This is a genomic window from Nostoc sp. DSM 114167 (assembly GCF_052692655.1).
In genome coordinates, this window is sequence record NZ_CP195116.1 from 6,083,685 (window position 1) to 6,107,404 (window position 23,720).

Sequence of the window (23,720 nt, forward strand, 5' to 3'; positions counted from 1 at the left end):
GAAAAGGATTGGAAGGCTCGATATATTAAGATAAGGTTTTTTCCCCTTCCCCATTTCCCATTCCCCCTTCCCCATTTCCCATTCTCAAACTTAAGTAGTTAAAGTTTACAAGACGACATTGCAGCAGCGATGCCTATGGCTGGCTATGCCTACGCCAACAAAATTGCTAAATTAACAAAGGAAATCAAAATCAAGGCCAGCTAGCTGCAATCAACAATGGTATCTATTGCTACTCCATTCTCGGATATTCAAAACCATTGGGCACGCTCATTTATAACAGCCTTAGCCCAACGCGGTATTGTCAGTGGGTTGCCTAATGGCACTTATCGCCCTGATAATTCACTTACCCGTGCTGAATTTGCCGCAATTATTGCCAACGCATTTGGGACAGTTTCCAAGAAGCGGCAGTATGTTTCCTTTGTTGATGTACCCACGAATTATTGGGCAGCAGCAGCCATTAAAACAGCTTACGAAAAAGCATTTATTAGCGGTTTCCCTGATAAAACTTTCCGTTCAGCTAACCGAATTACTAGGGTAGAAGTCTTAGTTTCCTTGGTAGCAGGCTTAGAAATTGCTACCAAGGTAAAACCTGACCTGCTCTCAAAACTCTCACAGATTTATCAGGATTCTGTACAGATTCCTGAGTATGGTAGAAATCATGTAGCTATTGCCACCAGCGCTGGATTGGTGGTTAGTTTTCCAAATATTAAATTACTCAATCCTAATCTCGCAGCTACTCGTGCAGATGTGGCAGTGATTATTTATCAAGCTTTGGTGTATTTAGGTCAGGCAGAAAAAATTGCCTCTAGTTACTTAGTACAGCCGCCAATCTTAACACCAACTCCAACTCCAACACCAACTCCAACTCCAACTCCAACGCCAACTCCAATACCAACTCCAATTCCAACACCGACACCAATACCAACTCCAACGCCCACACCTATCGGTAGCGTTAGGGTAAATCATAGCCGGGAATTCCGGGGAGCATGGGTAGTATCTGTGTGGAATGGTGATTGGCCTTCCAAACCGGGACTTTCTGTTGCTCAACAAAAAGCAGAACTTACCGAGATTATTACTAAATTACAAGCGCTAAACTTCAATGCTCTGATTTTCCAGGTGCGACCAGAGGGAGACGCTTTGTATGAATCTCGATTAGAGCCTTGGAGTGCTTGGATTACAGGAACTCAGGGGAAAGCACCGGAACCATTTTACGATCCTTTAGCGTTTGCGATCGCAGAATGTCATAAGCATAATCTTGAACTCCATGCTTGGTTTAACCCTTACCGCGCTAGCACTTCCACCGACCCAGCGAAAACAGTCCGTCCCCACATCGCAGCTACTAATCCAGAAAGCGTTTATTTGTGGAAAACACAACGCTGGATGGACCCAGGACTAAAAATAGTTCAGGATAGGGCGTATAACGTAATTCTCGATGTAGTGAAGCGCTACGATGTTGATGGCATTCACTTAGATGATTATTTCTATCCATATCCTATTGAGGGACAGTCTTTCCCCGATGATAAAACCTATGCTGCATATAAAGCAGCTGGTGGTACACTCAGCCTTGGCGACTGGCGACGGGACAATGTTAACAAAATGGTACAGCGCCTCTGGCAAGGGATTAAAACAACCAAACCCGACGTTAAATTTGGTATCAGTCCTTTTGGGATTTATCGCCCCGGTCAACCCGCGGGTATCACTGGATTGGATGCTTACAATGTGCTGTATGCCGACTCAAAAAAATGGTTAGAAGAAGGTTGGATTGATTATATTGCTCCTCAACTTTACTGGCGCACAGACCAACCACAACAAAGTTATCCAGCGTTGCTACAGTGGTGGACACAAGTAAACACAAAGCAAAGACACGTTTATGCTGGTAACAATTTGACAGAACCAAGCAACAAGAGTCGCGAAAGTGATGAGATTGAAAAGCAGGTGAAAATTAGTCGTAGCCAAGCTGGACGGTTGTCACTAGGGAATATCTTCTTTAATCTCAGTGTTTTGACAGAAAATAGTCAGGGCATTGCTGATAAATTTCAAAGTCTGCTGTATAACAAACCTGCCTTACCGCCAACTTTGCCTTGGCAAGATACAACACCACCATCTCCACCCATTGAACTACAAGTCAATAACCGCAAATTAAGTTGGCAGCCTGGAGATAATCAGCCAGTTCGTTCCTGGACACTTTATCGGCTAAGTGGCGATACTTGGACAATTCAACGAATTTTATCTGCTGGCACAACCTTCGCTACCGTCCAACAAGCCGGAACCTATGCCGTGTGTGCAGTGGATAGATTAGCCAACGAGAGTGCGGGAACAGTTATTACAGTTAGTTGAACAACAGTGTTGCCCAGATTCCTGATAACTTTTATGGAGACAAGTAACGAATAGGGGTCTGACTCTTCAAGATAAAACCAGTCTGACAATAATACTGTAACTGCGGCATTAAAACCATCATCACCCGCTTAAACACTGATGCTGGAAATTTTTTGAATAATTAACTCTTATAAGCAAAAAATAGTTTTAACCTTTTCATAACTTAAGATTAACCCAAATTTATCCGGTATCAGCTCTAGAATTTCTGAAGTAAACATTGTACAAAAAAGCTAGGACGTACAGGATGTAAATTACATGACTCGAAAAGCCAGTAAAGTGTTTATACAGTCTGGGGTAATTCCTTACAGAGTGAACAATGGTAAAGTTGAAATCTTGCTAATTACAACTCGTGACTTTCAACACTGGGTGATTCCCAAAGGAGATATTCCTAATGGCATGAGTCCACCTGATTCCGCAGCCAAAGAGGCGTGGGAAGAAGCAGGGATAATTGGGCAAGTGGATGCAAATGAACTAGGAACTTACAAGTACCGCAAACAAGGCAAAATTTACTGCGTCAAGATGTATTTACTATCAGTTGATATGCTGAGTGAAGATTATCCAGAAGCAACTAAAAGAAAACGGCAGTGGGTAGAAGTGAAGAAAGCTATTAGGCGAGTTAAGTTTAATTCACTCAAACGAATCTTGAAAGGTTTTTTCCAGGTCGAATCTCAATTTTGTTCGTTACGATGTTAAGTAATAACCACAATAAATCAAACTACATTATACAATATAAAATTAATTAAAGGTTTGGAGCCGTTGACCACAAACCTTTGCTTATTCACACCTACTTACTTAAATCCATAGTAAAGCTATCCAAGTTTTTATACCGACAATTCCATCAGCTTGCAATTTTTTAGATGTTTGAAAACTAACAATTGCATTCTTAACTGACTCAGAAAAACGCCCATCGATGGCATCAGTATATAAGCCAATATCTTTTAATTGCTGTTGTAATTGTTTTACTCTTAGCCCAGAATCTCCTAGCTGCAATCCATTAAATCTATTCAAATCGGCTCGACCACTAACACCAGTTACACCAGATATATCACCTTCATATTGATGGATTAAGTATTGTCCTTGCCAAGCACCAGGAATAGTTGGGTTTCGAGTTCCGTAGTGGGCAATCCATAACGGATAAGTAGCAAAATCAGATGGATTACCAAGTTGTTCCCAAAAACTGGGGAAGGTATAAATAATTGGTTTGATTGGTTTTTTTGTTTGTTGCAAAAGGGCTTTTTCCACCTCTGCTAACCACAACTTCGCTCCATTAATTACAGCTTGGCTACTTCCTTTGTCAGTTACCTCTACATCCAGAACTGGTGGTAAGTCTCCCGGTTCTAATTTGCCCAAAGTTTTTAAGAATTCCTTTGCTTGCTGCACCGGATCGGATGTATGAGGGTGAAAAAAATGATAAGCACCGCGAATCAGACCAACAGCTTTCATAGTTTGCCAGTGATGAGCAAAAAGAGAGTCTTTGATGCTAGCTCCTTCTGTGGCTTTGACAAACGCAAAAGTTTTACCAGAGTTTTTTACTGCCGTCCAATCTACTCTGCCATCTTGATCGGCAACATCAATTCCTTCCATAAAATTTTTTAACCTTTTTGATCAGTACAATCCTGAACTTATCAGAGGCTTTGATTAAATTTATGCTTTTTTTGGGTATTTGAGTAAATTACAGAAATTTACTAGGGTTGAGTGTTAACGGCTCGTACTGGAGTCACTCTAACTTTGCCTGTACAAGGCTTGATTTGTTCTGTAAGGGTCAAGTGCTCGTAAGCATTAGGAGGTGTGATTTGAATTTTACTAGACATTGGGCAGTTTTGATCTGGGGAATTAATGTGGTTGTATGCTATCTGAAATGAGGCTTGTTTTCCAGGAGCCAGAATTACTTGTTGTCGAGGTTGCTTACTCGAAAAGTAAGTATCCTTGGAGCGAATAACTTTAATCCCCTGCAAAGGTTGATCTTTTGCATCCAGTAGTCCCAGTCCCGGATAACCATAGAGGGTGCAAGGGGATGAGCCGTTATTGGTGAAGGCGTAGGTGAGTGCAACATTCCCAACGCCAGCATCTTCGGAAATTCGGCGCACTGATAATTGGCTAGTTTCACAGCGCGTCGGATTTGTGGCAGTAGTGGCTTCAGGGGTAGAATGCTCTATAGGTTTTGCAGTCGGTGTAGGTGTTGAGTTCAACACAGCTTCTTTCGTCGGCTGTTCAGTGATTGTTGGCAAAGCTTGCGGCTGTTTTGTAACAGAGGAAGAACCGACACAGCCAGTTGTCATTGCAGTTAGGAGCAATAACAGACTGCTTTCCACAATTAGAATTCGCATATCTTCTTTTTTTGTAGTGAACTACTTACACTGATGCTTCATATACAGTATAAGTTTCCAAATTTACAAGGGTTATGCACGTCCGCTCCAATGACTTGTTCTGCTGCATCATTAGACCTCTTGCAAAAATATATTTTTGCAAGAGAGGGAAAAGGGAAAAGGTTAAAGGGAAAAGGTTTTGAATTTCTTTACTCTTTTACCCTTTTCCCCCGCCCCTTATCCCCAGAGCAGGGTGGTTTCATACAACGAGAGAAAAACTAAAAATAGATTTCAAAGCCTCTCTCCGCTTGCCTAACGGCAGGCTGACGCCAACGGGGAGAGGAATGGAAGTGGGGTCAAAATCTATGGTTATATATGAGAAATCAAGACTTATGTATTTTTCTTTTTTCGTATGAAACCACCCTGGCCCCTTATCCCCTTCAGGGGCCCCACCTTCCCCTTTACCCCGACAAATGCCAAGAAGTCTATTACATAACAAATTCAACAGCTTATCCATCTTTTCGGGCAACGTGAACAGCAGAAAGAAACGAGAGGTTTACACTGTCTCCAAAGTTCCTCAGCTTTTCTTGCAATTGTGCAAATAGCAACTCCTTCGCCTTTGGCTCCAGTGTACTCATGGTACTTAATAGCTTAAAGAAGTCATCGATGCTGTACCTCACCTCACACGCGATTTGCTCAGTCACTAATTCCTTAAAATAACCAGAGTCTAGAATGTCTTGTTCAAACCCTCTCAAAATTTCCGCTTGAGTTTCTGCACCTTCATAGCGGATAAGTGAGGGAGCATAAACTTGATACACTTGCTCGATCGCTTGGTAAACTTCGTATTTCAGTTCAGGTCTGAGATTCCATAGTAGGATGAGAAACCCGTTGTCGCGTAATGCCGTTGCTGCCTTGGCATACCGAATTTCTGACGGTATCCAGTGAAAGGCATTAGCAGATAGAACGGCATTGAACTGTTTTGCTTTTAGTTCCCACTCCTCAAATGAGGTGTTGTGGATTGCAACGTTTGGATAGGTTGCACAATGGCGTTGTGCCAAACGACAAAAATCTTGGTTTGGCTCAATACACGTCATTGAAAAACCAAATTGAGCATAAGCTACTGTCGCATTTCCTGGACCACAACCGACCTCAAGAATCGATGCATCTGAGTCAAGTTGGGCTAAAACGACAGACCGCTCAATCAGTTCCTTTGGATATTTTGGTCTAGCGTTGTAATAAATATCAGCTACGGGAGAATACCAATTCCTTCGCTGTTCTAAATCTATAGAAGCTCTGGCATTTATTTCTTGTTTAGAGTCTTGCATAAGCTAGTTTTATTAGCTTTTGAGTTTAACTTCATTTTATTTAGTCTCGTGGATCGAAGACCAATTTAATATCGATTGTCGCGATACTGTTTGCAAGATTACCATCAAACAAAGTAGGCACTCCAAAATTCCTTCGCATCCTGCTAAAGATTGCCTTGTCGTGGGTTTGATTTTACATCCCCGTCTCCGAAGCTAAGTATTCATTCAGATCGCCTATTTACATAACTAGCAACTTGAGTTAGTAACAGAAATTCTACGAATATATGATTAACTGTACTTAGTAAGTATGATTGTTTGAGCTAAAAAATTATGAGATTTTTCAATTTTTGTCAGATCAGTCTTCCACTGGTCGGTTTTGCCTTACTAGGATGGATAGCGCCAAGAGCTAATGCAGCGCTTTTAGTCGGGAGTTATTATAATAACTCCGTTCTGCGCTACGACGAAAAAACGGGAGAATTCATTGATGACTTCGTTCCTTCCGGTAGTGGCGGACTAAAGGGAGCAACTGGTTTAACTTTTGGACCCGATAAAAATCTCTATGTTAGTAGTATTTTGAGCGGTAGTATCCAACGTTACGATGGTAAAACAGGGAATTTCATTAGTACCTTTGTTCCTTCAGGTAGTGGTGGACTAGATTCACCTGAAGACTTAGTTTTTGGACCTGACAACAACCTCTACGTTACCAGTATTAACAGCCGCACTAGTAATAATGTTCTACGCTACAATGGGCAAACAGGAGAATTTATCAATGCCTTTGTCCCCTCCGGTAGCGGCGGACTCACTGCACCTTTTGGTTTGAGCTTTGGTTCAGACGGGAACCTTTACGTAAGTAGTAGTCTGACTGATAGTGTTTTAAGGTATAACGGGCAAACAGGAGCTTTTATTGATACTTTTGCTACAGAGGAAAAAGGGTCGGAACCTGATGGCTTGAGCTTTGGACCAGACGGTAATCTCTACGTCGCTAACTTTCGGACTAATAATATCTTGCGCTATAACGGTAAGACGGGAGCTTTTATCGATACTTTTGTCCCATCTGGTAGTGGCGGACTTAACGGCCCTGTAAAGCCAATCTTTGGTACTGACGGCAACCTCTACGTTAGTGGTTTAAATAGTAACAATGTATTACGTTACGACGGCAAGACAGGAGCTTTTATTGATACCTTTGTCCCTGTCGGTAGAGGTGGGTTGAATGGGGCTGGCTTTTTGGCTTTCACTGAAAATAGCACTGCTATTCCTGAATCTAGAATGGGGTTAGCTGTGTTGGCACTTGGTACTGTGCTAGGAGCAAGCAAGGTACTTAGCCGTAAGCAGAAAGCTACATCATAAAAATCCAGCAATTACTAAAGTTTGAGTAGGAACCCCAGGCGATTTGAGCATTTTGATTCCAAATACCCAAAAATTTAAATCTAAATTGAATTTACTACAATTTGGAGAGGAAGTAGCAGCTAATGGCTGTACTTACCCTCCAAATAATGATTATTTTTACTATTTTTGGTGATTTTATTTTTTTTAATTCCTTGATACAAATTAAATATTATCTGTTGCCTCAATCAAAGCACTGCAAATTCCTGGTTCGCTCATCGAATGTCCGGCATCAGGAACCACTATAAATTCCGCTTCTGGCCAAGCGCGATGTAATTCCCAAGCTGATATCATTGGGCAGACTACATCATAGCGTCCCTGAACAATTACAGCCGGAATATGGCGGATGCGGTCTACATTTAAGAGTAATTGATCTTCGGTTTCCAAAAATCCCTTATTCATAAAGTAATGGCATTCAATACGTGCGAAAGCGGAAGCAAATTCACTCTCGCCAAATTTTTGCATGAGTTCTGGGTCTAAGAAAAGTCTACTGGTACTAGCTTCCCAAATTGACCAAGCACGCGCTGCTGTTAATTGAATTTCTAAATCTGGATTGGTCAAACGTTTGTAATATGCTGCGATTAAATCGTCACGTTCATCTATGGGAATTGGTTTGAGATATTCTTCCCAAGCATCAGGAAAAATATAGCTAGCACCCTCTTGGTAGAACCAGCGCAACTCTTTTTGTCTCAGCATGAAGATCCCACGCAGAATTAATCCTGTGCATCGAGAGGGATGGGTTTGACTGTAGGCTAATGATAAAGTGCTACCCCAACTACCACCGAAAACCGCCCACTTTTCTATACCTAAATGTTGGCGCAGTTTTTCGATATCACTAACTAAATCCCAAGTGGTGTTTTCTCGTAATTCGGCATGGGGAGTACTTTGACCACAACCGCGCTGGTCAAACATGACTAAACGCCATTTTTCTGGGTGGAAATATTGCCGATAAAAAGCTGGACATCCACCACCAGGGCCTCCATGCAGCAAAACGATGGGTTGACCTTGGGGGTTTCCTGACTCTTCAAAATGGATAGTATGAAGGTCGGAAACTTGTAAACTACCTTCTAAATAAGGCTCGATCGCTGGGTAAAGTTCTCGCATTTTCGATATTTTATCAGTAATGTTGTGATGGCGATCGCTATGTATCAATACGGTTCAGATAAGCATTTTGAACTCAAAATAGGGTTTGGGGAAAAGGGAAATGGGTAAGGGTTAAAGGTTTTTTATTCCCCTTTCCCCTTTACCCTTTCCCCTTTAACCGAACCGTATTGCGCTATGTCTTGGTGAAACAACATTTTTTACCTTGGAACTGGTACTTGATTAATTACCGACGCAATTACCGCATCCATTTGTAAACCATCCAGCATCGCTTCTGGTTTCAATATGAGACGATGACGTAGCAACGGTGATGCAACTGCTTTTACATCATCTGGTGTTACAAAATTTCTTCCTGCTAACCACGCTAAAGCTTGAGATGTCTGCAACCAAGCACCGCTAGCGCGGGGTGATGCACCCAAAGTCAAATCAGGATATTGACGCGATATTGTCACCAATGCCAACAAATAATCAACGATCGCTTCTGATACTTTAACTTCTTTGACTGCTTGTCGTGCTTGCAAAATGTCGGCTACTGTTGCAATTGGTTTCAAACGGCTAATATCTAAACGTCGTGCGGCAAAACCCGCCTGACGATTGAGTAACATTTGCTTTTCAGCAGCTCGATCGGGGTAATCTACCATCAGCTTAAATAAAAATCTGTCTAACTGGGCCTCTGGTAAAGGATAAGTACCCTCAAATTCTAGGGGGTTTTGGGTTGCAATTACCCAAAATAAATCTGGTAAAGGCAAACTTTCACCATCCAGTGTTACCTGCATCTCTTCCATTGCTTCTAGCAGCGCCGCTTGTGTCTTAGGCGGAGTACGGTTGATTTCGTCTGCTAGCAATACTTCAGTAAATATTGGCCCTTTTTTCAAAGTGAAATTGCGGCTATTCAAGTCAAAAATATTTGTACCAGTAATATCTGAAGGTAAAACATCTGGTGTTAATTGAATTCGGCGAAACTCCCCTTGAATTAACTGCGCCAACACTTTTACGAGTAGGGTTTTCCCAGTTCCCGGTACTCCTTCTAAAATTACGTGCCCACCCGCTAGCAGTGCTACTAAGAGTTGCTGTATTAAACTAGATTGTCCGACAATTACTTGATTAAGACCTTGACCAAGCCGAATTAAAATAGGATGCGTTTCACTCATATTTTTTATTGATAAATAACCAACGCAGAGTACAATTCCAAAAAAAGATGTTGCATATTTGCGGGATGATTTTACTATTTTTGTGGGATGAGCCGAAAAGCCCGTCCTTTGTATTTTCGGGCGGGCAGGATGCCCACCCCACAAGAATCATCCCTTAATTCAGCAACGCCCAAAAAAATAATTACGAATTACGAATTAATCTAATGGTTCGCCATTTTCCCAACCAGCTTAACAGGTCTCGTTCACTGATGGGTTGTTTGCGAGATTGTAGCTTTAAAACTGCATCTAGTTCGGCTACACTTGCACCTGTTTTTTCCATCCAGAAATCAATTAAGGCTTGACGTTCTAATAGTACTTGCCCTAATCCCAAGACTTTTTGGAGTTCTAGTTGTTCTTGTTTACCCACCATTTCAACCACAAAGTCGGTGGTATCAGCTTTCTGCAACACTCCGGCTAAAGCTTGGATGTATGCTTCGCTATTATCTATAACTGGTGTATCTAAAGCTACTGGCTTGCCAAAGCGGCGATTCTGCGCCCAAACTAGTACTAATAGCAAGATACCTGCCTGTATCAAGATTGGAAGTAAAGGAGTTTTGGCAAAAAAGCTAGATAAATCTCCTTCGTTTTCTTTCTTCCTGACATCGGCATCTTTATAGCCGTGGATGTATTCATCGACAAAGACTGTGTTACTTTTTTCAGTAACCAAACTAGCTAAATACTTGAAATTACTTAAATAATCTTGGTAGGCGTTGGCAGCTAAATAAGGAGTAGTAGAAAAAATTACCTTTCCTTTTTTGTAATTTTGTTTCCAGACAACAGCACCAAAGCGATCGCCTAAATTAACTTGCTGGGAGTTAGCTTTTTTATATCGTCTACGTGTATCAATTTTAATATCACCTTCAGGAGATTTTTGCATAGTGCTAAACTCCGCTTCTGTAACCCGCGCCTTAGCACCCAAAATTACCAAAGTATTCCCTTTCTCTACCCATTCCCGCTCTTGACTATCTAGTGTGGTTTCTCTGGGATAGCCGCCTACTTGTAGGAAGGTAACTGGGCTGTTCTCTGGCTGAATATCACTAAAAGGCTTTTGCCAACGCTTGATAGAAATTCCCTGTTGTTGCATAAAAGCGTACCAAGCACCATAGCCATCAGAGTTACGGTTATAGGTAGAGCCAGCGTTAATTTTAGTATTATTGGGAGCCGCGAACAAACTAAGTAAAACGATCGCAGCCAGTGCGATCGCTCCCATCCAAGCAAGGCGATTTGGACGTTTCATTTTCGACTTTCATAGCCTTTGAATATCACTGTTAATACTTACTTATTTTTCAGTTAAAGTCAAAATATACTTTCTTTAACTTCTTGCAGCGATCGCCTGTTTGATGAATGCTTCTAAATTTTGGGTAGCAGTGGGATTGTCAAACAGAACCTTGCTTGAGAGTTTTAGGGCTTCACGAACTGAGTATCGCCAATCAATATCTACAGCTAATCGCACTGCAATCTGAATATATTGCGAGGTATCATCTGCAATCGTTTGTGTGACAGCGATCGCTTGCAAAAAACCATAGGAATGACGCCCCCGCATAAACTCACCAGGACAAGTGACAATTGGTAAATGACAGGCGATCGCATCCAGTGTTGTGTTACCACCTGCCCAATCGAAGGTATCTAAATAAATGTCTGCCAAAGAAAGCAAGTCAAAGTAATCATCACGCGGTAAGACAGAAGAAAATACACAATAATCAAGACTATCTAACCCGACAGCCGCGAATGCCCGTTTTAGACGTTCTTGAGAAATCCCAGAGCGAAGGAACATAAACTGAGCATTGGGAACTTGACGGGCAATTTCTGCATAAACGTAATCGTACTGCGGTAGATATTTATAAGCAGCTTGACTAGAAATGTAGACGATCGCATCTTCTCGTAATCCAAAAAATAATCGGTTGCGGCTAACTGAGTCAACTTCGATCGTCGGATAGGAAATCCCAACACCAGGCAAACGTACAAGGCTTTCGCTGTAGTGATATTGCCCATTCACAGGCTCCATCAGTTCGCTAGATAAAAAATAGTCAATGGTGGGTAATCCAGAAGTGACAGGTTGCCCCCAAGCCATACATTGAATCGGCGCTAAACGCAGTCCAGCAATACATAGTGTGGTGGCATCCATTCCTAATTCTGGAAAAATTAACACATCAAGGCGATCGTCAATAACTTGTTGACAAATCTGTTCTAAATTATTCGGCAAATGATAAAACTTTGTACTATGAGACTGGAATAATTGAGTAGCAGCATCAATTTGATGCCCGATGTGATATGAATAAATTTCCAATTTTTGACGATCTGCATATTTAAGCCAGTTTAAGAACAAAACTGTTCCACTCCAGCTACATAAAAAATAGGAAAGATAGCCAATTTTAATTCTGCGGTTGTTACTAATAGAAGAAATCGGACGCACCTGACTCCATTGCGGATAATTTGCCGCCATAATTTGGTGAACTAGCTGTCCATATTGCTGCTGTAATATCAGGTCATTTTTTGCCTGATATGCAAGAAAAAAGTTTGTATGATGGCTGATTCCCATGAAAGCTTTTTTCTGTTCATCTGGGCTATTCATGGTTATTTCTTGAATCAGTTTTTCTAGCCCATCTTGAAACCACGCTCGATAGGTATCAATCTCTTGAGGAGTATGGTAAGTTTCTGGCAGCATAAGATAGCTCAACATCTTAAATACGTAGTTTTCAGGAAATTTCTCTGTAACCTGTTGAGCGAAGTTACGAGCTTCCAGATAGTTCTGGCTTTGCTTTAGACGAATAATCAGCCAGTAATAGAGTTCTTCTGCTTGAGGGCAATTGCTAATACCATTTTGCAATGTTGCGATCGCCGCTGGCATCTGACCAGTTTTATACAAAACATTACTTAACTTTAGATAATAGTTAATTTGGTGCGGACAACTAGATAAATACTTGCTGTAATATGAGATAGCGTTTTCAGGCAATTCACTATCTGCGAAATAATCACCCCATCTTTGCCAAGATTCTAGCCGAGCCGCTTCATAAATAGTTGGCTGTTCAATTTCTGACAAATCACATTTAGGAATTTGTGCAATTTCTGGCTGCTGGATAATGTAGCGATCTTCGTGATTAATTGGGATGCGAAAGTTAATTAATGATTTAATAATAGACCATTCTTCGGTAGTTAACTGACCTGTAAGCCCTACATTTAAGTCTTCCGATACAGCTTCTTCTAAACTAAGTTTCAGAACTGTCTCAAAAAGTAACGAGTTAGCATTATCCTGTAGTTCATCCGCTAAACTTTGGCTGTCAATTAGTAGTGTTATATCTTGTCTAGCTGGATGTGTGAAAAGAGTTCTGAGAACATTCGTCAAGTCTTCTGCGATTGCAGTTTCTAAATTAGACCAGTCAGGAAAGATAATCAAGTTAATATTTCTTAATTCATTAATTAACATAGCGTTGCAATTACTAATGATACGATCGTCTATTAAACTCGAAAAATCCTAAAAAGCCTTCAGTTTCCCCAGCGACTCAAAAAAGTTTTGCATTAGTTTATGGACGAAAATGAAAAACGAATCCTTGACTCATGGCAGATGAATGCTAAATTATGGACACAAGCAGTTCGTAATAAACAAATTGAAAGCCGTGCGATCGCCACAGATGCCGCTATAGTTAAAGCGATAACCCAACTTAATCCCAGAACATTCTTAGATATTGGATGCGGTGAAGGATGGTTGTCTCGACAGCTTTTTTCTTTAGGAATCGATGGTTGGGGTGTTGATTTTTGCGCCGATCTCATTGAGACAGCAAAGGATAGTGGTGATTCTCGCTTTGCTGTCTGTTCGTACTCGGATCTTGCATCACAAAGATTTAGCACCATTGACTATTTCTCTTGCTCGATCTGCAACTTTTCAATTCTAGGCGAATGCGCTCTTGATGAGATCGCTAAGGCAGGTCATAGCCTGTTAGAGGATAAAGGCAAAATAATCATTCAAACACTTCATCCGATAATTGCTTGCGGTGACTCTCCATACTCCAATGGGTGGCGCGAAACTTCATGGCAACCAAATGCAGATCGACCATTCTACCCTACTCCTTGGTATTTCCGAACCCTGGAATCATGGATTAACGAATTCCATGCTTTGAATTACCGATTGCTAAATTTATATGAGCCATCCGATCCCAAGACAAATAAACCGATTTCCATTATTTTTGTCTTTGAACGGGAGTAAAGTATTAATTAACCGGACTTGATATTAAAACGACTGCCCGAATTCAATAAACGACCGCCCGAATTCAACAAACGATCGCCCGAATTCAACAAACGATCGCCCGAATTCAACAAACGATCGCCCGAATTCAACAAACGATCGCCCGAATTCAAGAAACGATCGCCCGAATTCAAGAAACGACCGCCCGAATTTAATATATTTATTGCATAAATTCTCAAAACCTCCCCCCAAACCTGATTTACTAAGGTTTTAGCTTTAGTTTTACCCCACCCTAACCCTCCCCTTGCAAAGGGGAGGGAACTAGATTTCCGATTTCCCCCCAATGCATCGGGGGGATTAAGCAGGGTGGTTTCATACAAGCAGAGAAAAAATAAAGCTGAGTTTCAAAGCCTCTCTCCGTTTCGGGGAGAGGTTTGGAGAGGGGTCAAAATCTATCGTTATACATGAGAAATCAAGACTTATGTATTTTTCTTTTTTCGTATGAAACCACCCTGCTTTGCAAGGGGGGATTAAGGGGGGTAATTTGAGTTGTGTATACACCGTAGCCGCCTCGGAGAGGGGTTGGGGAGAGGTTCATCGAACTCACGTCAAGTTACTAATTCCATGCTGAAGCAAAACTAAAGCTCCCCTTCTAACTGTTGAGCTACCAGTCTGGCAAATAACCCTGGTTGAGTAATCAATTCCGAAAAAGTACCTACCTGTACGACATGACCAGCGTCAATCACATAGATGCGATCGGCATTACGAATTGTGCTGAGGCGATGGGCAATTACCACTCTAGTAGCGTTTAACTTGGCTAAACTTTCAGTCACAATTGCCTGGGTGCGGTTGTCTAAAGCACTGGTCGCCTCATCCATCAAGATAATTTTAGGCTTGGAAACCAGCGATCGCGCAATCAATAATCTTTGCCGTTGTCCACCGGAAAGATTACTACCACCCTCGGCGACGATCGTATGCATACCCATTGGCATTTGCTTGATATCATCAGCAAAGCCTGCCATTTGTGCGGCTGACCAAGCTTCTTCTAGGGAAACTAAAGCTCCGGCGGTGATATTATCAAAAACCGATCCTGTACCGATTTTACCATTTTGCAGTACCACTCCTAACTGTCTTCGCACAGCTTGGAGTTCCATCTCTGCTAAATCTTTGCGATCGTAATAAATGTTCCCTGTTAATGGAGTTTCAAAGCCCAATAACAACCGCAATATCGTTGATTTTCCACTTCCAGAAGACCCAACGATCGCGATAAATTCCCCTGGTTCGGCATGGAGGCTGACATCATTGAGGATTAAGCTGCCATTTTCCGAGTAGCGAAAGCTGACACGATTTAGAGCAATGCGACCGCTTAATTGACCGGGGTTAACCTTGGTTGAGTCATATTCCGGCTGCGATCGCCAAATCGGTTTTGCTCGTTCCCAGATTGGTACAATACTCCAAATTTCCGATACAGTATTGCTCAGGTCAATTACTCCTTTGATAAAAATCGCCAAAGCATAGTTAAAAGCAACAAATGTACCCAGTGTTAGGCGTGTCTGCATTAACAACATGGCAAACCCAAACAGCAGTATAGAACTTACCAAAGGGAGTGCTTCGTTAAATATAGAAACACCATCTTTAATTTCTTGCCAACTCGCCTTCAGTCGGATTTGCTGGCTATACTTTTTTGCCCAAGCTGCAAATGCGCGTTCTTCTGCCATTGTGACTCGCAGTTTGGCAACACCGTTGATTAGTTGTACCGTGAGTCCCTGAATTGCACCATTGAGTTCTTGCTCTTTTTGCGATTTCTTCACCAAAAGGAAACTTGCAACAGTCGTAACCACAGTGGCAAATATTGCTAAACCCACACCCACAAGCGCTAGTTGCCAACTGTAAATAAACATCAGCACCAAGTTGAATAAGGCAAAGATTCCACTCAACAACGTTCTTTGGGTAGCACCGCTAAGTTTTTGATGAATTTCCCTCACCGCCATAACGCGGTTGACCAAATCTCCAGAAGTATACTGACGAAAAAAGCTAGGGCTTAATCTGAGTAACCGATCCCAAATGGCTGGCTGTAATATGCTATCAGTGGCGCTTTCCACTCGTAGAGTGATAATGCTTTGGGCAACTTGAAAAGCTAACTGTGCAAAGGCGACTGCAAACATGACCAATCCGATCTGCCACAGTAGAGCGCGATCGCTATCGGGAATGGCATGATTGATTAAAATTGCTGTTGCTTGCGGTGCAACCATCCCCAATATTGTGCCCAGTAGCCCTACCACTAAAATACTGGCGATGTCTTTTTCATAACCCTTGACCCCAAACCGTAGTAAATCAATGGCGTTGAGCGCAATTTGGGGTAATGGTCGATAGAGAACGTAGGCTAATGGTGAGAGTGTTTTTGCTACTGATTCATTAACAGGTGTCCGAGTCCGCGCTACGGGGTCAAAGATTATATAATCCCGATTATCTGTAGGTAACAACGCCACTGGGCGTTCCAACTGAGTATAAGCTAACATTGCTCCTTGGTCTTGATGCCACCAGCCATCTGCTAAAGTTATTCGGCGGATACGAATTTGTGATGCTTGTGCGATCGCTGCTACAGGGTCTTTAATAAAATTCAAATCTTCTGCTGGTGGACGAATCTCTATCCCCAGCGTCCGTCCGACTGCACCAAATGCTACTAATAAGGGCGGCCCTTCCTGAGAAAAAACTGCCTCCTGCTGTGGCTGCAATACCGTTGCTAAATCAGAAAGTGCCCCCTCTATTACTTGCTGATTAAATTGTTCGCGTTCCTGAAACTGCCGAAATTCTGCTTCTGTTTCTTTGTTTACCAGCAAACTGAAGTAGTGAAAGAAATAAGTCTGCAAACTGGCTAAACCTGCCAGAAGTTCCTCGGAATTTTCTAAATCTGCCGTTGATAACACTTGTCCGATAACTGCATCTTCTGCCTCCAGCCACATATCACTCGTGAGTGGAAACGCTGGTGAAGTAGAATTCAAGGTTAATTCCTCGACTCCCATCCAGTGAGTATTGCCTTGCTGCAACTTCACCCATAAAAGTGTTTGTTGTCTTCCCTGTAGCGTTTCACCAGGCGATAATGAAAAATCACGCCCCAATGTCTGCACAAGGTTTAATGGCGTAGTCAAAACTGTTTGCTGGGCGCTAAGAGATTGTCCTAAATGATTTACCCAACCTTCTAAAAATTCTATGGCTTGAGAGTTAGCCGCCGCGATTCCCCGAACCAAATCAACCATTGACATCTGGCATAATTGGGTAGGTTCAATTGCGATCGCGACAAAATTCCATTGGCTTTGTGCTATTACTTCCGGTAACAATGCTTCACCAGCGTTGACATGAAATAAATAGCGGCGATGCTCCTTTGGTAAACTGTTTTTAACTCTAGTTGCAAACACTGCTAATGTTCCAGACTGCACTATCCAGAATGTTTCTGAGTCATTCAACAGTAATGGTTCGTTTGCTTGAAAGGAGTACAGTTTAGAAGAAGGATTCACCTGCGGGCTACTCATTACTCAACTATGCCTCTGCCGCGTGAAGTAGACGAAGATAAGTTCCGCCTTGCTGCCATAATTCCTCATGAGTGCCACGCTGCACGATTTTACCTTGCTCTAGCACAATAATTTCATGGCAATCGCGGATTGTGCTGAGGCGGTGGGCTACTACAATACACGAACAACCACGCTGTTGCAAGTTGCGGTTAATAATCAACTCGGTTTCTGCATCCAGGGCGCTGGTTGCTTCATCTAATACTAAGACTGTGGGATTTCTCACTAAAGCGCGGGCAATTTCTAAACGCTGGCGTTGTCCACCACTGATATTCATACCGCCTTCAATCAACTCAAAGTCATATTTTCCAGGCATAGATACGATCGCATCATGAATCGCTGCATCTTGGCAAGCCTGCACCAAATCGGCTTCTGGTATAGTTGAATCCCAAAGAGTGATGTTTTCTCGCACAGTGCCGGCGAATAAAAAGATATCCTGTTCAACCATTGCCAACCAGTTAGCCAGAACAGAACGCTTAATTTGCGATCGCTCTACACCATCAAAGCAGATTTCCCCATCCCACGGTTGATAAAGACCGCAAATTAATTTAGCAACTGTCGATTTACCAGAACCACTTCCCCCCACAAGCGCTATTCTTTGCCCTGGCTTGACAATCAAGCTCAAATTCTCAATCAACGGAGATTCCACACGACTATAGCCAAAAGTGACATTTCGTAACTCAACGTGACCCTGTAATTGCCAGAGAGATGAAGAAATAATTTCTCCCCCTGCCCCCTGCTCCCTGCCCCCTGCCCCCTGCCCTGAGCGAAGTCGAAGGGCTGCCCCCTGCTTCCCCTCTACTTCCAAATCAATGGGATTTTGCAATACATCATCAAGGCGGTTTAAATCAGCTTCTAAAGTTTGGAGTGTACTGCCAAAATTGACGAGGCTATTGACTGGCTCTAAGAAACTCAATGTTAAACTTTGGTAGGCAACCAGCATTCCAATACTGAGATTGTTTTTCATTACCTGTAAACCACCAACCAGTAAAATAGAAGCTGTGGCTAGGGCTGTCAAAATTGTGGGTAATGTGGTGAGAATTTGAGTTTGTAAGCTTAATTGTTGTTGGGCATTCAAGGCTTTAGCGTAATAACCCGCAAACCGAGCAAATAAATCTGACTCCAGCCCAGAAGCTTTGATGGTTTCTATAGTTTGGATGCCGCTAACCGTTACTCCGCCCACTTTGCCATATTCCTGAGCGAGGCGCATATTTGCATCTACACGAGTTTGCGATAAAAATAGGAGAGCGAGAATGTTGATTAAAGCAAAACCGACTGCGATCGCACTCAGCAATTGGTCATACTGAATCATAATCAGCAGGTAAAAGACCATCATCACCGCATCAATTACTGTAGTTGCCAAAGGCCCTGAGAGTACTTCTGCCACCCGGCCATTCAGTTGCACTCGGTTACTGATTTCCCCAGCAAAGCGTTGATCGTAAAACCCAATGGGCAATCGCAGAATATGCCAGAGAAACTGTCCAGATGTGCTGACTGACAGCTTAACCATTAATCGCCGCAAGTAGGTAAGCCGCAGTCTGGCAAGGAATGCCCGTAATAAACTAGTTAACAGCATTCCTAACAGCAAAGGTCGTAACCAATCTTGTCGATCTTGGATTAAAATCTCATCGATAAATACTTGAGAAAAGGCTGGCACAGCTAACCGAGGCAATGTTAGCAATAAACCAGCTAGCAAGCAAAATAAGATAGTAACTTGTGAGTTTTGTAAGCGGCTACTTAAGGCTGAGACAATGTGATTTTTTTTGCCTCCCTTCTGAAAATCCGCTCCTGGTTCCATTGTCAGCACAACACCCGTGTATGCGCGATCGAACTCTTCCCAACTCACTGTTCTGCGACCATTGGCAGGATCGTTGAGGTAGACACGTTTTTTGCTGTATCCTTCTACCACGAGAAAATGGTTAAAATTCCAAAAGGCAATGTAGGGGAGGCGGGTAGTTTTGACGTTTTCCAGAGACAGTTTTAAACCTTTAGCATTGAGTCCATAATTTTTTGCAGCTTTGACAATATTAAAAGCTTTACTCCCATCCCGCGAAACACCGCATTCTTCACGCAGTTTAGCCAGTGGCACAATCCGCCCGTAATAGCTCAGAATTATTCCCAAAGCAGCCGCACCACATTCGACCGCTTCCATTTGCAAAAGTGTAGAAGTGCGGACACGATTTGGTTTAAATTTTGGGATTGGGAATGGGGCATTAGGCATGGGGCATGGGGCATTGGGCATTGGGCATTGGTATTAGATAGAACTTGAACGTTGAGCTTTTGAGGGTGGAAGTTGAGCTTCTGAGGGTGGAAGTTGAGCTTCTGAGGGTGGAAGTTGAGCTTCTGAGGGTGAAAGTTGAGCTTCTGAGGGTGAAAGTTGACCTTCTGAGGGTGGAAGTTGAGCTTCTGAGGGTGAAAGTTGACCTTCTGAGGGTGGAAGTTGAGCTTCTGATGGTGAAAGTTGACCTTCTGAGGGTGAACCTTCAAGTTTTAACCTCAATGCCCAAATTAACGCGATGTGCAACTTATCCTTAGAACCTCTCCCCCACAGGGAGCAGGGAGCTACGGTGTACACACATCTTGGTAATGAAGCTCAAACCCTGGATTTACCCCCCTTAATCCCCCCTTGCTAAGGGGGGAAATATCTGCTTCTCCCTTTTGCTAAAGGGGAAATATCCGGTTCTCCCCCTTACCAAGGGGGAGTTAGAGGGGGTGAAAAGGACTTGTGTGTACATCTTAGGCACAGGGAGGAGAGGCTTTGATTCTTGCTCCCCTTCCCTTGTAGGGAAGGGGTTGGGGGTTAGGTCTGAAAGAAAGTTGCATACGGCGTAAACTAATAAATTCCCGTCCAAGAGCGCAGCATAGGAATAATATAAGAAATCGGTGCTTTTTCTCCAACCTTTACTTGAACTGATGTAGTTGTCCCAGAAGATATTTTTAAGGCTGGGCCATCAGAGGATGACCATTTGTAGCCACTGACTGATGTAGGGTTTTCTTGGAGTTGGATAAAAGCTTGCACCTGATTTTCACCTTTACCTGCAAGACTGGCGGCAATTTCTTTGTTACCAACGATCGCTGTAATATCTTGTGTACTTACCGGAAATGAAGAAATATTTGCAACGGTTCCGACAATACCACCTTCGCGCTCGCGTTTAGCAAAGCTGGGAGTCACTTGTACAGCCATCCCTGGCTTGATTTGCTTACCATCTTTATTCGCAAAGTAAACAAGACTCATAAGTTTTGAATTTGGCTGTTCAGCTTCAATTGACCCCAAGCGACTACCCGGATTCATCATTTGTCCAGGGACAGCGCTCAGTTCGAGAATGTGACCATTATATTTGCTAATAATTCTACTTTCTTGAGATAGTTGCAGTTGTAATTGGGCAATTCGCCGCTTTACTTCCCGAATTTGATTTGTTTTATCAATTGATTGCTTTAAGTCTTGTTCGCGTAGTTTAGTATTTTGAGTATTAATATCTTTAATTTTGGTTTTAATTTCGTCAATTCTATTAAGATTTTCCAGATATTCGCGTTGCGTGGTAGTTTCTTGGATTTCCAGATCCTTGAGTTGCACGTCAATATCTGACAGTTCGCTTTGAGTATTAAAATATTCTTGTTCGGCTTGCACCAGCATATCTTGGCTGATTACATGCTGCTCAAAAAGGTGACGACGGTTATCAACCCGTTTTTTAAGAGTTTTGAGTAAGTAATTAATTTGTTGTTTGCGGGAATTAATGCTTTGGCGTTTTTGAGCGATCGCTCTCAATGTTTGATCGCGTAGTTTCGGCGCACTTTGCTCTCGATGCAAATTATTTTCCAAATCCATTCTCTGTTGTCCAAGAGTAATGATTTGTTGGTCAATCAGCAGCTTTTGTAACCTGTCAGTCTCTTGATTCTGGGTTTGCAGTTGTTGCAATTTTACTTGCTCTTGCTGCAACTGCTGTTTCAAAGCTGATTGGTCGATAATACCCAGTACATCACCTTGTTTAATAATATCCCCCGCCTTTACCTTCAGAGTTAGTAACGGGCCAGAACTGGGTGCTTGAAATTCCACAACATGGTGCGGTTTAATCAAGATACCTTGACCTGTCACCGTGAGCGGAATTCTGCCGAACACACTCCAAAGGCCAGCTACAGCAACCACAAAACTCAAAGTAGATAAAGTTAACCAAGCTTGAGGCTTGACAACTTGTATTGCTCGATCCAGTTGTTCTGGTGAAGATAAGCGCTCTAAGGCTTCTTGGCGATATATGTGGCTGTGTTTTAGTTGCATTGTTCTCCTTTTTCCTGAGAGCGCTTAGAGCTTCAAGTCTTCTAGACTTCTAAGATTAAAGTGCGATCGGGGAGAACTAGGGGAGAATTAAGAGAGGCGATCGCTTATATTACTTCAACAAAGCACAAACATCACCAATACCTTGCTTCTCTACCAGAGGCTACGCCAACGCTCGTAATGAAGTAAAATCCTAGTACTTACGTAAGTCCTGATATTATTGGCAAGCCAGGTTTACAAAGTTTGCTCCGGACGCGACGTTGCATAATCCGGAAGACCATACGCTCAAAATCACGATATTCATGAAGCAGTTTACGGTAGTCTTCCCCCCTTTACCTCATAAATGTTCTGTCTTCGCTGTATAACCAGTAGTTGCACTGGAACAGAGGTTTACACTATTATTTATGATAAAAAGTGCAATGCTGTCCGGTGAACTCCAAGCCGTTATGTCATATGTACCACAGCTAAATTTGTTCGCTAAACTTTTCAGTGAAGAGGTCGTGTTCATATGTCATTAGAGTATGGTGTTCTAGCTGGCAAAGTTGATGTATTCAAGCGTGAAGATAACCAAGATACGCCACATCTCCAAATTCGGGTTATTGATCGCAATAATCAGGCATGGCGGGTTCCTGTTAACGTCTTATCTGGAGATCGATCACTTTTGATATTCCATCGTGTAGATCCGCTCCAGGGACACCCAATTTTAGCGAGTCTATCGGATCTTGAGCCTGGATTTATTTCCCTACCATCCAATTCTCGTTCTGTATCCCGCGCCTTAGATTTTTTCCGCTCTCCATTATTTGATTGGCCTACAGGTGTAGAAGTAATACCTTCTGGACCAGGTGAGAATGACGATTTACAAGATAGTCTGATTACTGATTTAAAAAGTCTCAAGTCACAAAATGGTGATATTTTTGTCTTCGGTGCTAAATTTCCTGAACAAGGTCAACCGTTTAATCCTAGACCGATCGATCAAGAATTTGGCACCAACCAAGGCATTCATGATGTCCACATGAATCAAGGTAATCCTCCTGGTCGTTTCGAGAGAGACAACGGTGTCTTCCAAGATGGTGGAATAATTTTAAAATTCTCCAATCGATATGTTGGTCTGTTTCTCCGTTTTCAGACCCAATGGTTGCCCACAGATGATCGTACTGGAAATCGTATACCCAACAACTCCAGACCTATTCCAGCCGGATCGAATATTCCCCCAAACCAAAATGAGAATGGCACACCCTCAAACGTATCAAACCCAGATATTTACGTTGAGCGGGCATTAGTAAACCCAATTGGCAGCGATCCAGGCAAAGAAGTGGTTGTCATCGGCAATGCTTCATCTTCAGATGTTGATTTAACCGGATGGAGTATTGTCGATCGCAATAATCTTGCAGAAACGCTTTCTGGTGTATTGGGATCGGGTGAATCACGACGCATCCTGCTATCTGGAAACACGGCTCAACTCGGTAACAAAGGCGGCACAATCCGCCTAAAGGATGCCTCTGGTCATCAAGTCCATGCCGTTAGCTACTCCAAAGAAGATGGCAGCACCGAAGGTCGCTATGTGAGATTTATCACGTAGTTTGAGTCCCTTAACTCCTTCAATCCAAATTGCCATGAGAGTAAAACTTACTAATCAAGGACTCACCGTTTAGGGCATTGCCGGAACCTATTAACTAATTGGGAAGCTGGAGTCCTTTCAGTGATGATTTGCCTTGTAGTCTTTTGTCTGTCTGCTATTAACTGGTTAGGAGCTAGACGTGAATTCAGTTACTCGTTAGATAGAGCAACAAGTTTTTTAATGGAGGAAGGGGTCAAATGAGCAGTCGCACGTACGCTTGCTCATTTACCCCCATAAGGTAAGAACATTTTGGGCAATAATTTACTCTAGACCAATTGCTCTCGTCACCAGTCTTTCCTCCAGTCCCATCATTTCAAGTCTAAATCCAACTGCCTCAGTCACACAAAAACCAACATAGCGTTAAAAATTTTGAGATGACTAGCTTTTGTAAAAAAGTTCGCCTAACGCCTTCAAAAGCTTAATTAT

Annotated in this window: 17 protein-coding genes; 5 read left to right on the forward strand and 12 right to left on the reverse strand. The window is 42.5% G+C overall.

Features of this window, described 5'->3' with window-relative positions:
- The first annotated feature begins 216 nt into the window (after window positions 1-216).
- Together NSTC731_RS25930 and NSTC731_RS25935 are read left to right on the forward strand one after the other, a co-directional pair.
- The gene (locus NSTC731_RS25930) at window positions 217-2,337 is read left to right on the forward strand and encodes a glycoside hydrolase family 10 protein (RefSeq protein ID WP_445627445.1); all 2,121 of its coding nucleotides are present in this window, start codon (window positions 217-219) and stop codon (window positions 2,335-2,337) included.
- Between the two features lie 294 nt (window positions 2,338-2,631).
- The gene (locus tag NSTC731_RS25935; RefSeq protein ID WP_335002491.1) at window positions 2,632-3,069 is read left to right on the forward strand and encodes an NUDIX hydrolase; all 438 of its coding nucleotides are present in this window, start codon (window positions 2,632-2,634) and stop codon (window positions 3,067-3,069) included.
- A 99-nt stretch (window positions 3,070-3,168) separates the two neighbouring features.
- On the opposite strand, the gene NSTC731_RS25940 is transcribed toward NSTC731_RS25935, so the two are convergent.
- The 3 genes from NSTC731_RS25940 to NSTC731_RS25950 form a co-directional block, all read right to left on the reverse strand.
- The gene (locus NSTC731_RS25940; RefSeq protein WP_445627446.1) at window positions 3,169-3,960 is read right to left on the reverse strand and encodes a GH25 family lysozyme; all 792 of its coding nucleotides are present in this window, start codon (window positions 3,958-3,960) and stop codon (window positions 3,169-3,171) included.
- A 101-nt stretch (window positions 3,961-4,061) separates the two neighbouring features.
- Window positions 4,062-4,703 carry a DUF4232 domain-containing protein gene (locus tag NSTC731_RS25945; RefSeq protein WP_445627447.1) on the reverse strand — a complete coding sequence of 214 codons (642 nt, stop codon included), beginning with the start codon at window positions 4,701-4,703 and terminating at the stop codon, window positions 4,062-4,064.
- Window positions 4,704-5,191: 488 nt separating this feature from the next.
- The gene (locus tag NSTC731_RS25950; protein WP_445627448.1) at window positions 5,192-6,007 is read right to left on the reverse strand and encodes a class I SAM-dependent methyltransferase; all 816 of its coding nucleotides are present in this window, start codon (window positions 6,005-6,007) and stop codon (window positions 5,192-5,194) included.
- A gap of 309 nt (window positions 6,008-6,316) precedes the next feature.
- Between NSTC731_RS25950 and NSTC731_RS25955 the strand changes: the two genes are divergently transcribed.
- On the forward strand, window positions 6,317-7,333 hold the full coding sequence (locus NSTC731_RS25955; protein WP_445627449.1) for a Vgb family protein: 1,017 nt from the start codon (window positions 6,317-6,319) through the stop codon (window positions 7,331-7,333).
- 201 nt (window positions 7,334-7,534) lie between these two features.
- Here the strand turns inward: NSTC731_RS25955 and pip are convergent, their stop codons facing one another.
- The 4 genes from pip to NSTC731_RS25975 form a co-directional block, all read right to left on the reverse strand.
- The gene (gene pip / locus NSTC731_RS25960) at window positions 7,535-8,473 is read right to left on the reverse strand and encodes a prolyl aminopeptidase (protein WP_445627450.1); all 939 of its coding nucleotides are present in this window, start codon (window positions 8,471-8,473) and stop codon (window positions 7,535-7,537) included.
- A 197-nt stretch (window positions 8,474-8,670) separates the two neighbouring features.
- Window positions 8,671-9,621 (reverse strand): AAA family ATPase, encoded by a 951-nt coding sequence (locus tag NSTC731_RS25965; protein ID WP_445627451.1) that lies wholly within the window; start codon window positions 9,619-9,621, stop codon window positions 8,671-8,673.
- A gap of 181 nt (window positions 9,622-9,802) precedes the next feature.
- A complete protein-coding gene (locus NSTC731_RS25970; protein ID WP_445627452.1) occupies window positions 9,803-10,897 on the reverse strand; it encodes a DUF4350 domain-containing protein in 1,095 nt (364 codons plus the stop codon).
- Window positions 10,898-10,972: 75 nt separating this feature from the next.
- The gene (locus NSTC731_RS25975; protein ID WP_445627453.1) at window positions 10,973-13,084 is read right to left on the reverse strand and encodes an O-linked N-acetylglucosamine transferase, SPINDLY family protein; all 2,112 of its coding nucleotides are present in this window, start codon (window positions 13,082-13,084) and stop codon (window positions 10,973-10,975) included.
- Between the two features lie 99 nt (window positions 13,085-13,183).
- On the opposite strand from NSTC731_RS25975, the gene NSTC731_RS25980 reads away from it, so the two are divergent.
- The gene (locus tag NSTC731_RS25980; RefSeq protein WP_445627454.1) at window positions 13,184-13,861 is read left to right on the forward strand and encodes a class I SAM-dependent methyltransferase; all 678 of its coding nucleotides are present in this window, start codon (window positions 13,184-13,186) and stop codon (window positions 13,859-13,861) included.
- Between the two features lie 8 nt (window positions 13,862-13,869).
- Here NSTC731_RS25980 and NSTC731_RS25985 read toward each other — a convergent pair whose 3' ends face one another.
- The 5 genes from NSTC731_RS25985 to NSTC731_RS26005 all read right to left on the reverse strand — a co-directional run bounded on the left by NSTC731_RS25985 (window position 13,870) and on the right by NSTC731_RS26005 (window position 21,679).
- Window positions 13,870-14,079, reverse strand: coding sequence for a hypothetical protein (locus tag NSTC731_RS25985; protein ID WP_445627455.1), 210 nt, complete (start codon window positions 14,077-14,079; stop codon window positions 13,870-13,872).
- Between the two features lie 399 nt (window positions 14,080-14,478).
- Window positions 14,479-17,370, reverse strand: coding sequence for an NHLP bacteriocin export ABC transporter permease/ATPase subunit (locus tag NSTC731_RS25990; RefSeq protein WP_445627456.1), 2,892 nt, complete (start codon window positions 17,368-17,370; stop codon window positions 14,479-14,481).
- A 7-nt stretch (window positions 17,371-17,377) separates the two neighbouring features.
- Entirely contained in the window at window positions 17,378-19,558 is a 2,181-nt protein-coding gene (locus NSTC731_RS25995; RefSeq protein ID WP_445627457.1) for an NHLP family bacteriocin export ABC transporter peptidase/permease/ATPase subunit, read from the reverse strand.
- 102 nt (window positions 19,559-19,660) lie between these two features.
- The gene (locus NSTC731_RS26000) at window positions 19,661-19,930 is read right to left on the reverse strand and encodes a hypothetical protein (RefSeq protein ID WP_445627458.1); all 270 of its coding nucleotides are present in this window, start codon (window positions 19,928-19,930) and stop codon (window positions 19,661-19,663) included.
- Between the two features lie 309 nt (window positions 19,931-20,239).
- Window positions 20,240-21,679, reverse strand: a complete 1,440-nt coding sequence (locus tag NSTC731_RS26005) for an NHLP bacteriocin system secretion protein (protein ID WP_445627459.1) — start codon at window positions 21,677-21,679, stop codon at window positions 20,240-20,242.
- Between the two features lie 505 nt (window positions 21,680-22,184).
- On the opposite strand from NSTC731_RS26005, the gene NSTC731_RS26010 reads away from it, so the two are divergent.
- Window positions 22,185-23,255, forward strand: a complete 1,071-nt coding sequence (locus NSTC731_RS26010; RefSeq protein ID WP_445627460.1) for a DUF2278 family protein — start codon at window positions 22,185-22,187, stop codon at window positions 23,253-23,255.
- Window positions 23,256-23,720: the final 465 nt, after the last annotated feature.

Bases quoted from the DNA above. Each gene is read 5' to 3' on its own strand.
- NSTC731_RS25930 (WP_445627445.1), top strand. From the start codon at position 217: ATGGTATCTATTGCTACTCCATTCTCGGATATTCAAAACCATTGGGCA.
- NSTC731_RS25935 (WP_335002491.1), top strand. From the start codon at position 2,632: ATGACTCGAAAAGCCAGTAAAGTGTTTATACAGTCTGGGGTAATTCCT.
- NSTC731_RS25940 (WP_445627446.1), bottom strand. From the start codon at position 3,960: ATGGAAGGAATTGATGTTGCCGATCAAGATGGCAGAGTAGATTGGACG.
- NSTC731_RS25945 (WP_445627447.1), bottom strand. From the start codon at position 4,703: ATGCGAATTCTAATTGTGGAAAGCAGTCTGTTATTGCTCCTAACTGCA.
- NSTC731_RS25950 (WP_445627448.1), bottom strand. From the start codon at position 6,007: ATGCAAGACTCTAAACAAGAAATAAATGCCAGAGCTTCTATAGATTTA.
- NSTC731_RS25955 (WP_445627449.1), top strand. From the start codon at position 6,317: ATGAGATTTTTCAATTTTTGTCAGATCAGTCTTCCACTGGTCGGTTTT.
- pip (WP_445627450.1), bottom strand. From the start codon at position 8,473: ATGCGAGAACTTTACCCAGCGATCGAGCCTTATTTAGAAGGTAGTTTA.
- NSTC731_RS25965 (WP_445627451.1), bottom strand. From the start codon at position 9,621: ATGAGTGAAACGCATCCTATTTTAATTCGGCTTGGTCAAGGTCTTAAT.
- NSTC731_RS25970 (WP_445627452.1), bottom strand. From the start codon at position 10,897: ATGAAACGTCCAAATCGCCTTGCTTGGATGGGAGCGATCGCACTGGCT.
- NSTC731_RS25975 (WP_445627453.1), bottom strand. From the start codon at position 13,084: ATGTTAATTAATGAATTAAGAAATATTAACTTGATTATCTTTCCTGAC.
- NSTC731_RS25980 (WP_445627454.1), top strand. From the start codon at position 13,184: ATGGACGAAAATGAAAAACGAATCCTTGACTCATGGCAGATGAATGCT.
- NSTC731_RS25990 (WP_445627456.1), bottom strand. From the start codon at position 17,370: ATGAGTAGCCCGCAGGTGAATCCTTCTTCTAAACTGTACTCCTTTCAA.
- NSTC731_RS25995 (WP_445627457.1), bottom strand. From the start codon at position 19,558: ATGGAAGCGGTCGAATGTGGTGCGGCTGCTTTGGGAATAATTCTGAGC.
- NSTC731_RS26005 (WP_445627459.1), bottom strand. From the start codon at position 21,679: ATGCAACTAAAACACAGCCACATATATCGCCAAGAAGCCTTAGAGCGC.
- NSTC731_RS26010 (WP_445627460.1), top strand. From the start codon at position 22,185: ATGTCATTAGAGTATGGTGTTCTAGCTGGCAAAGTTGATGTATTCAAG.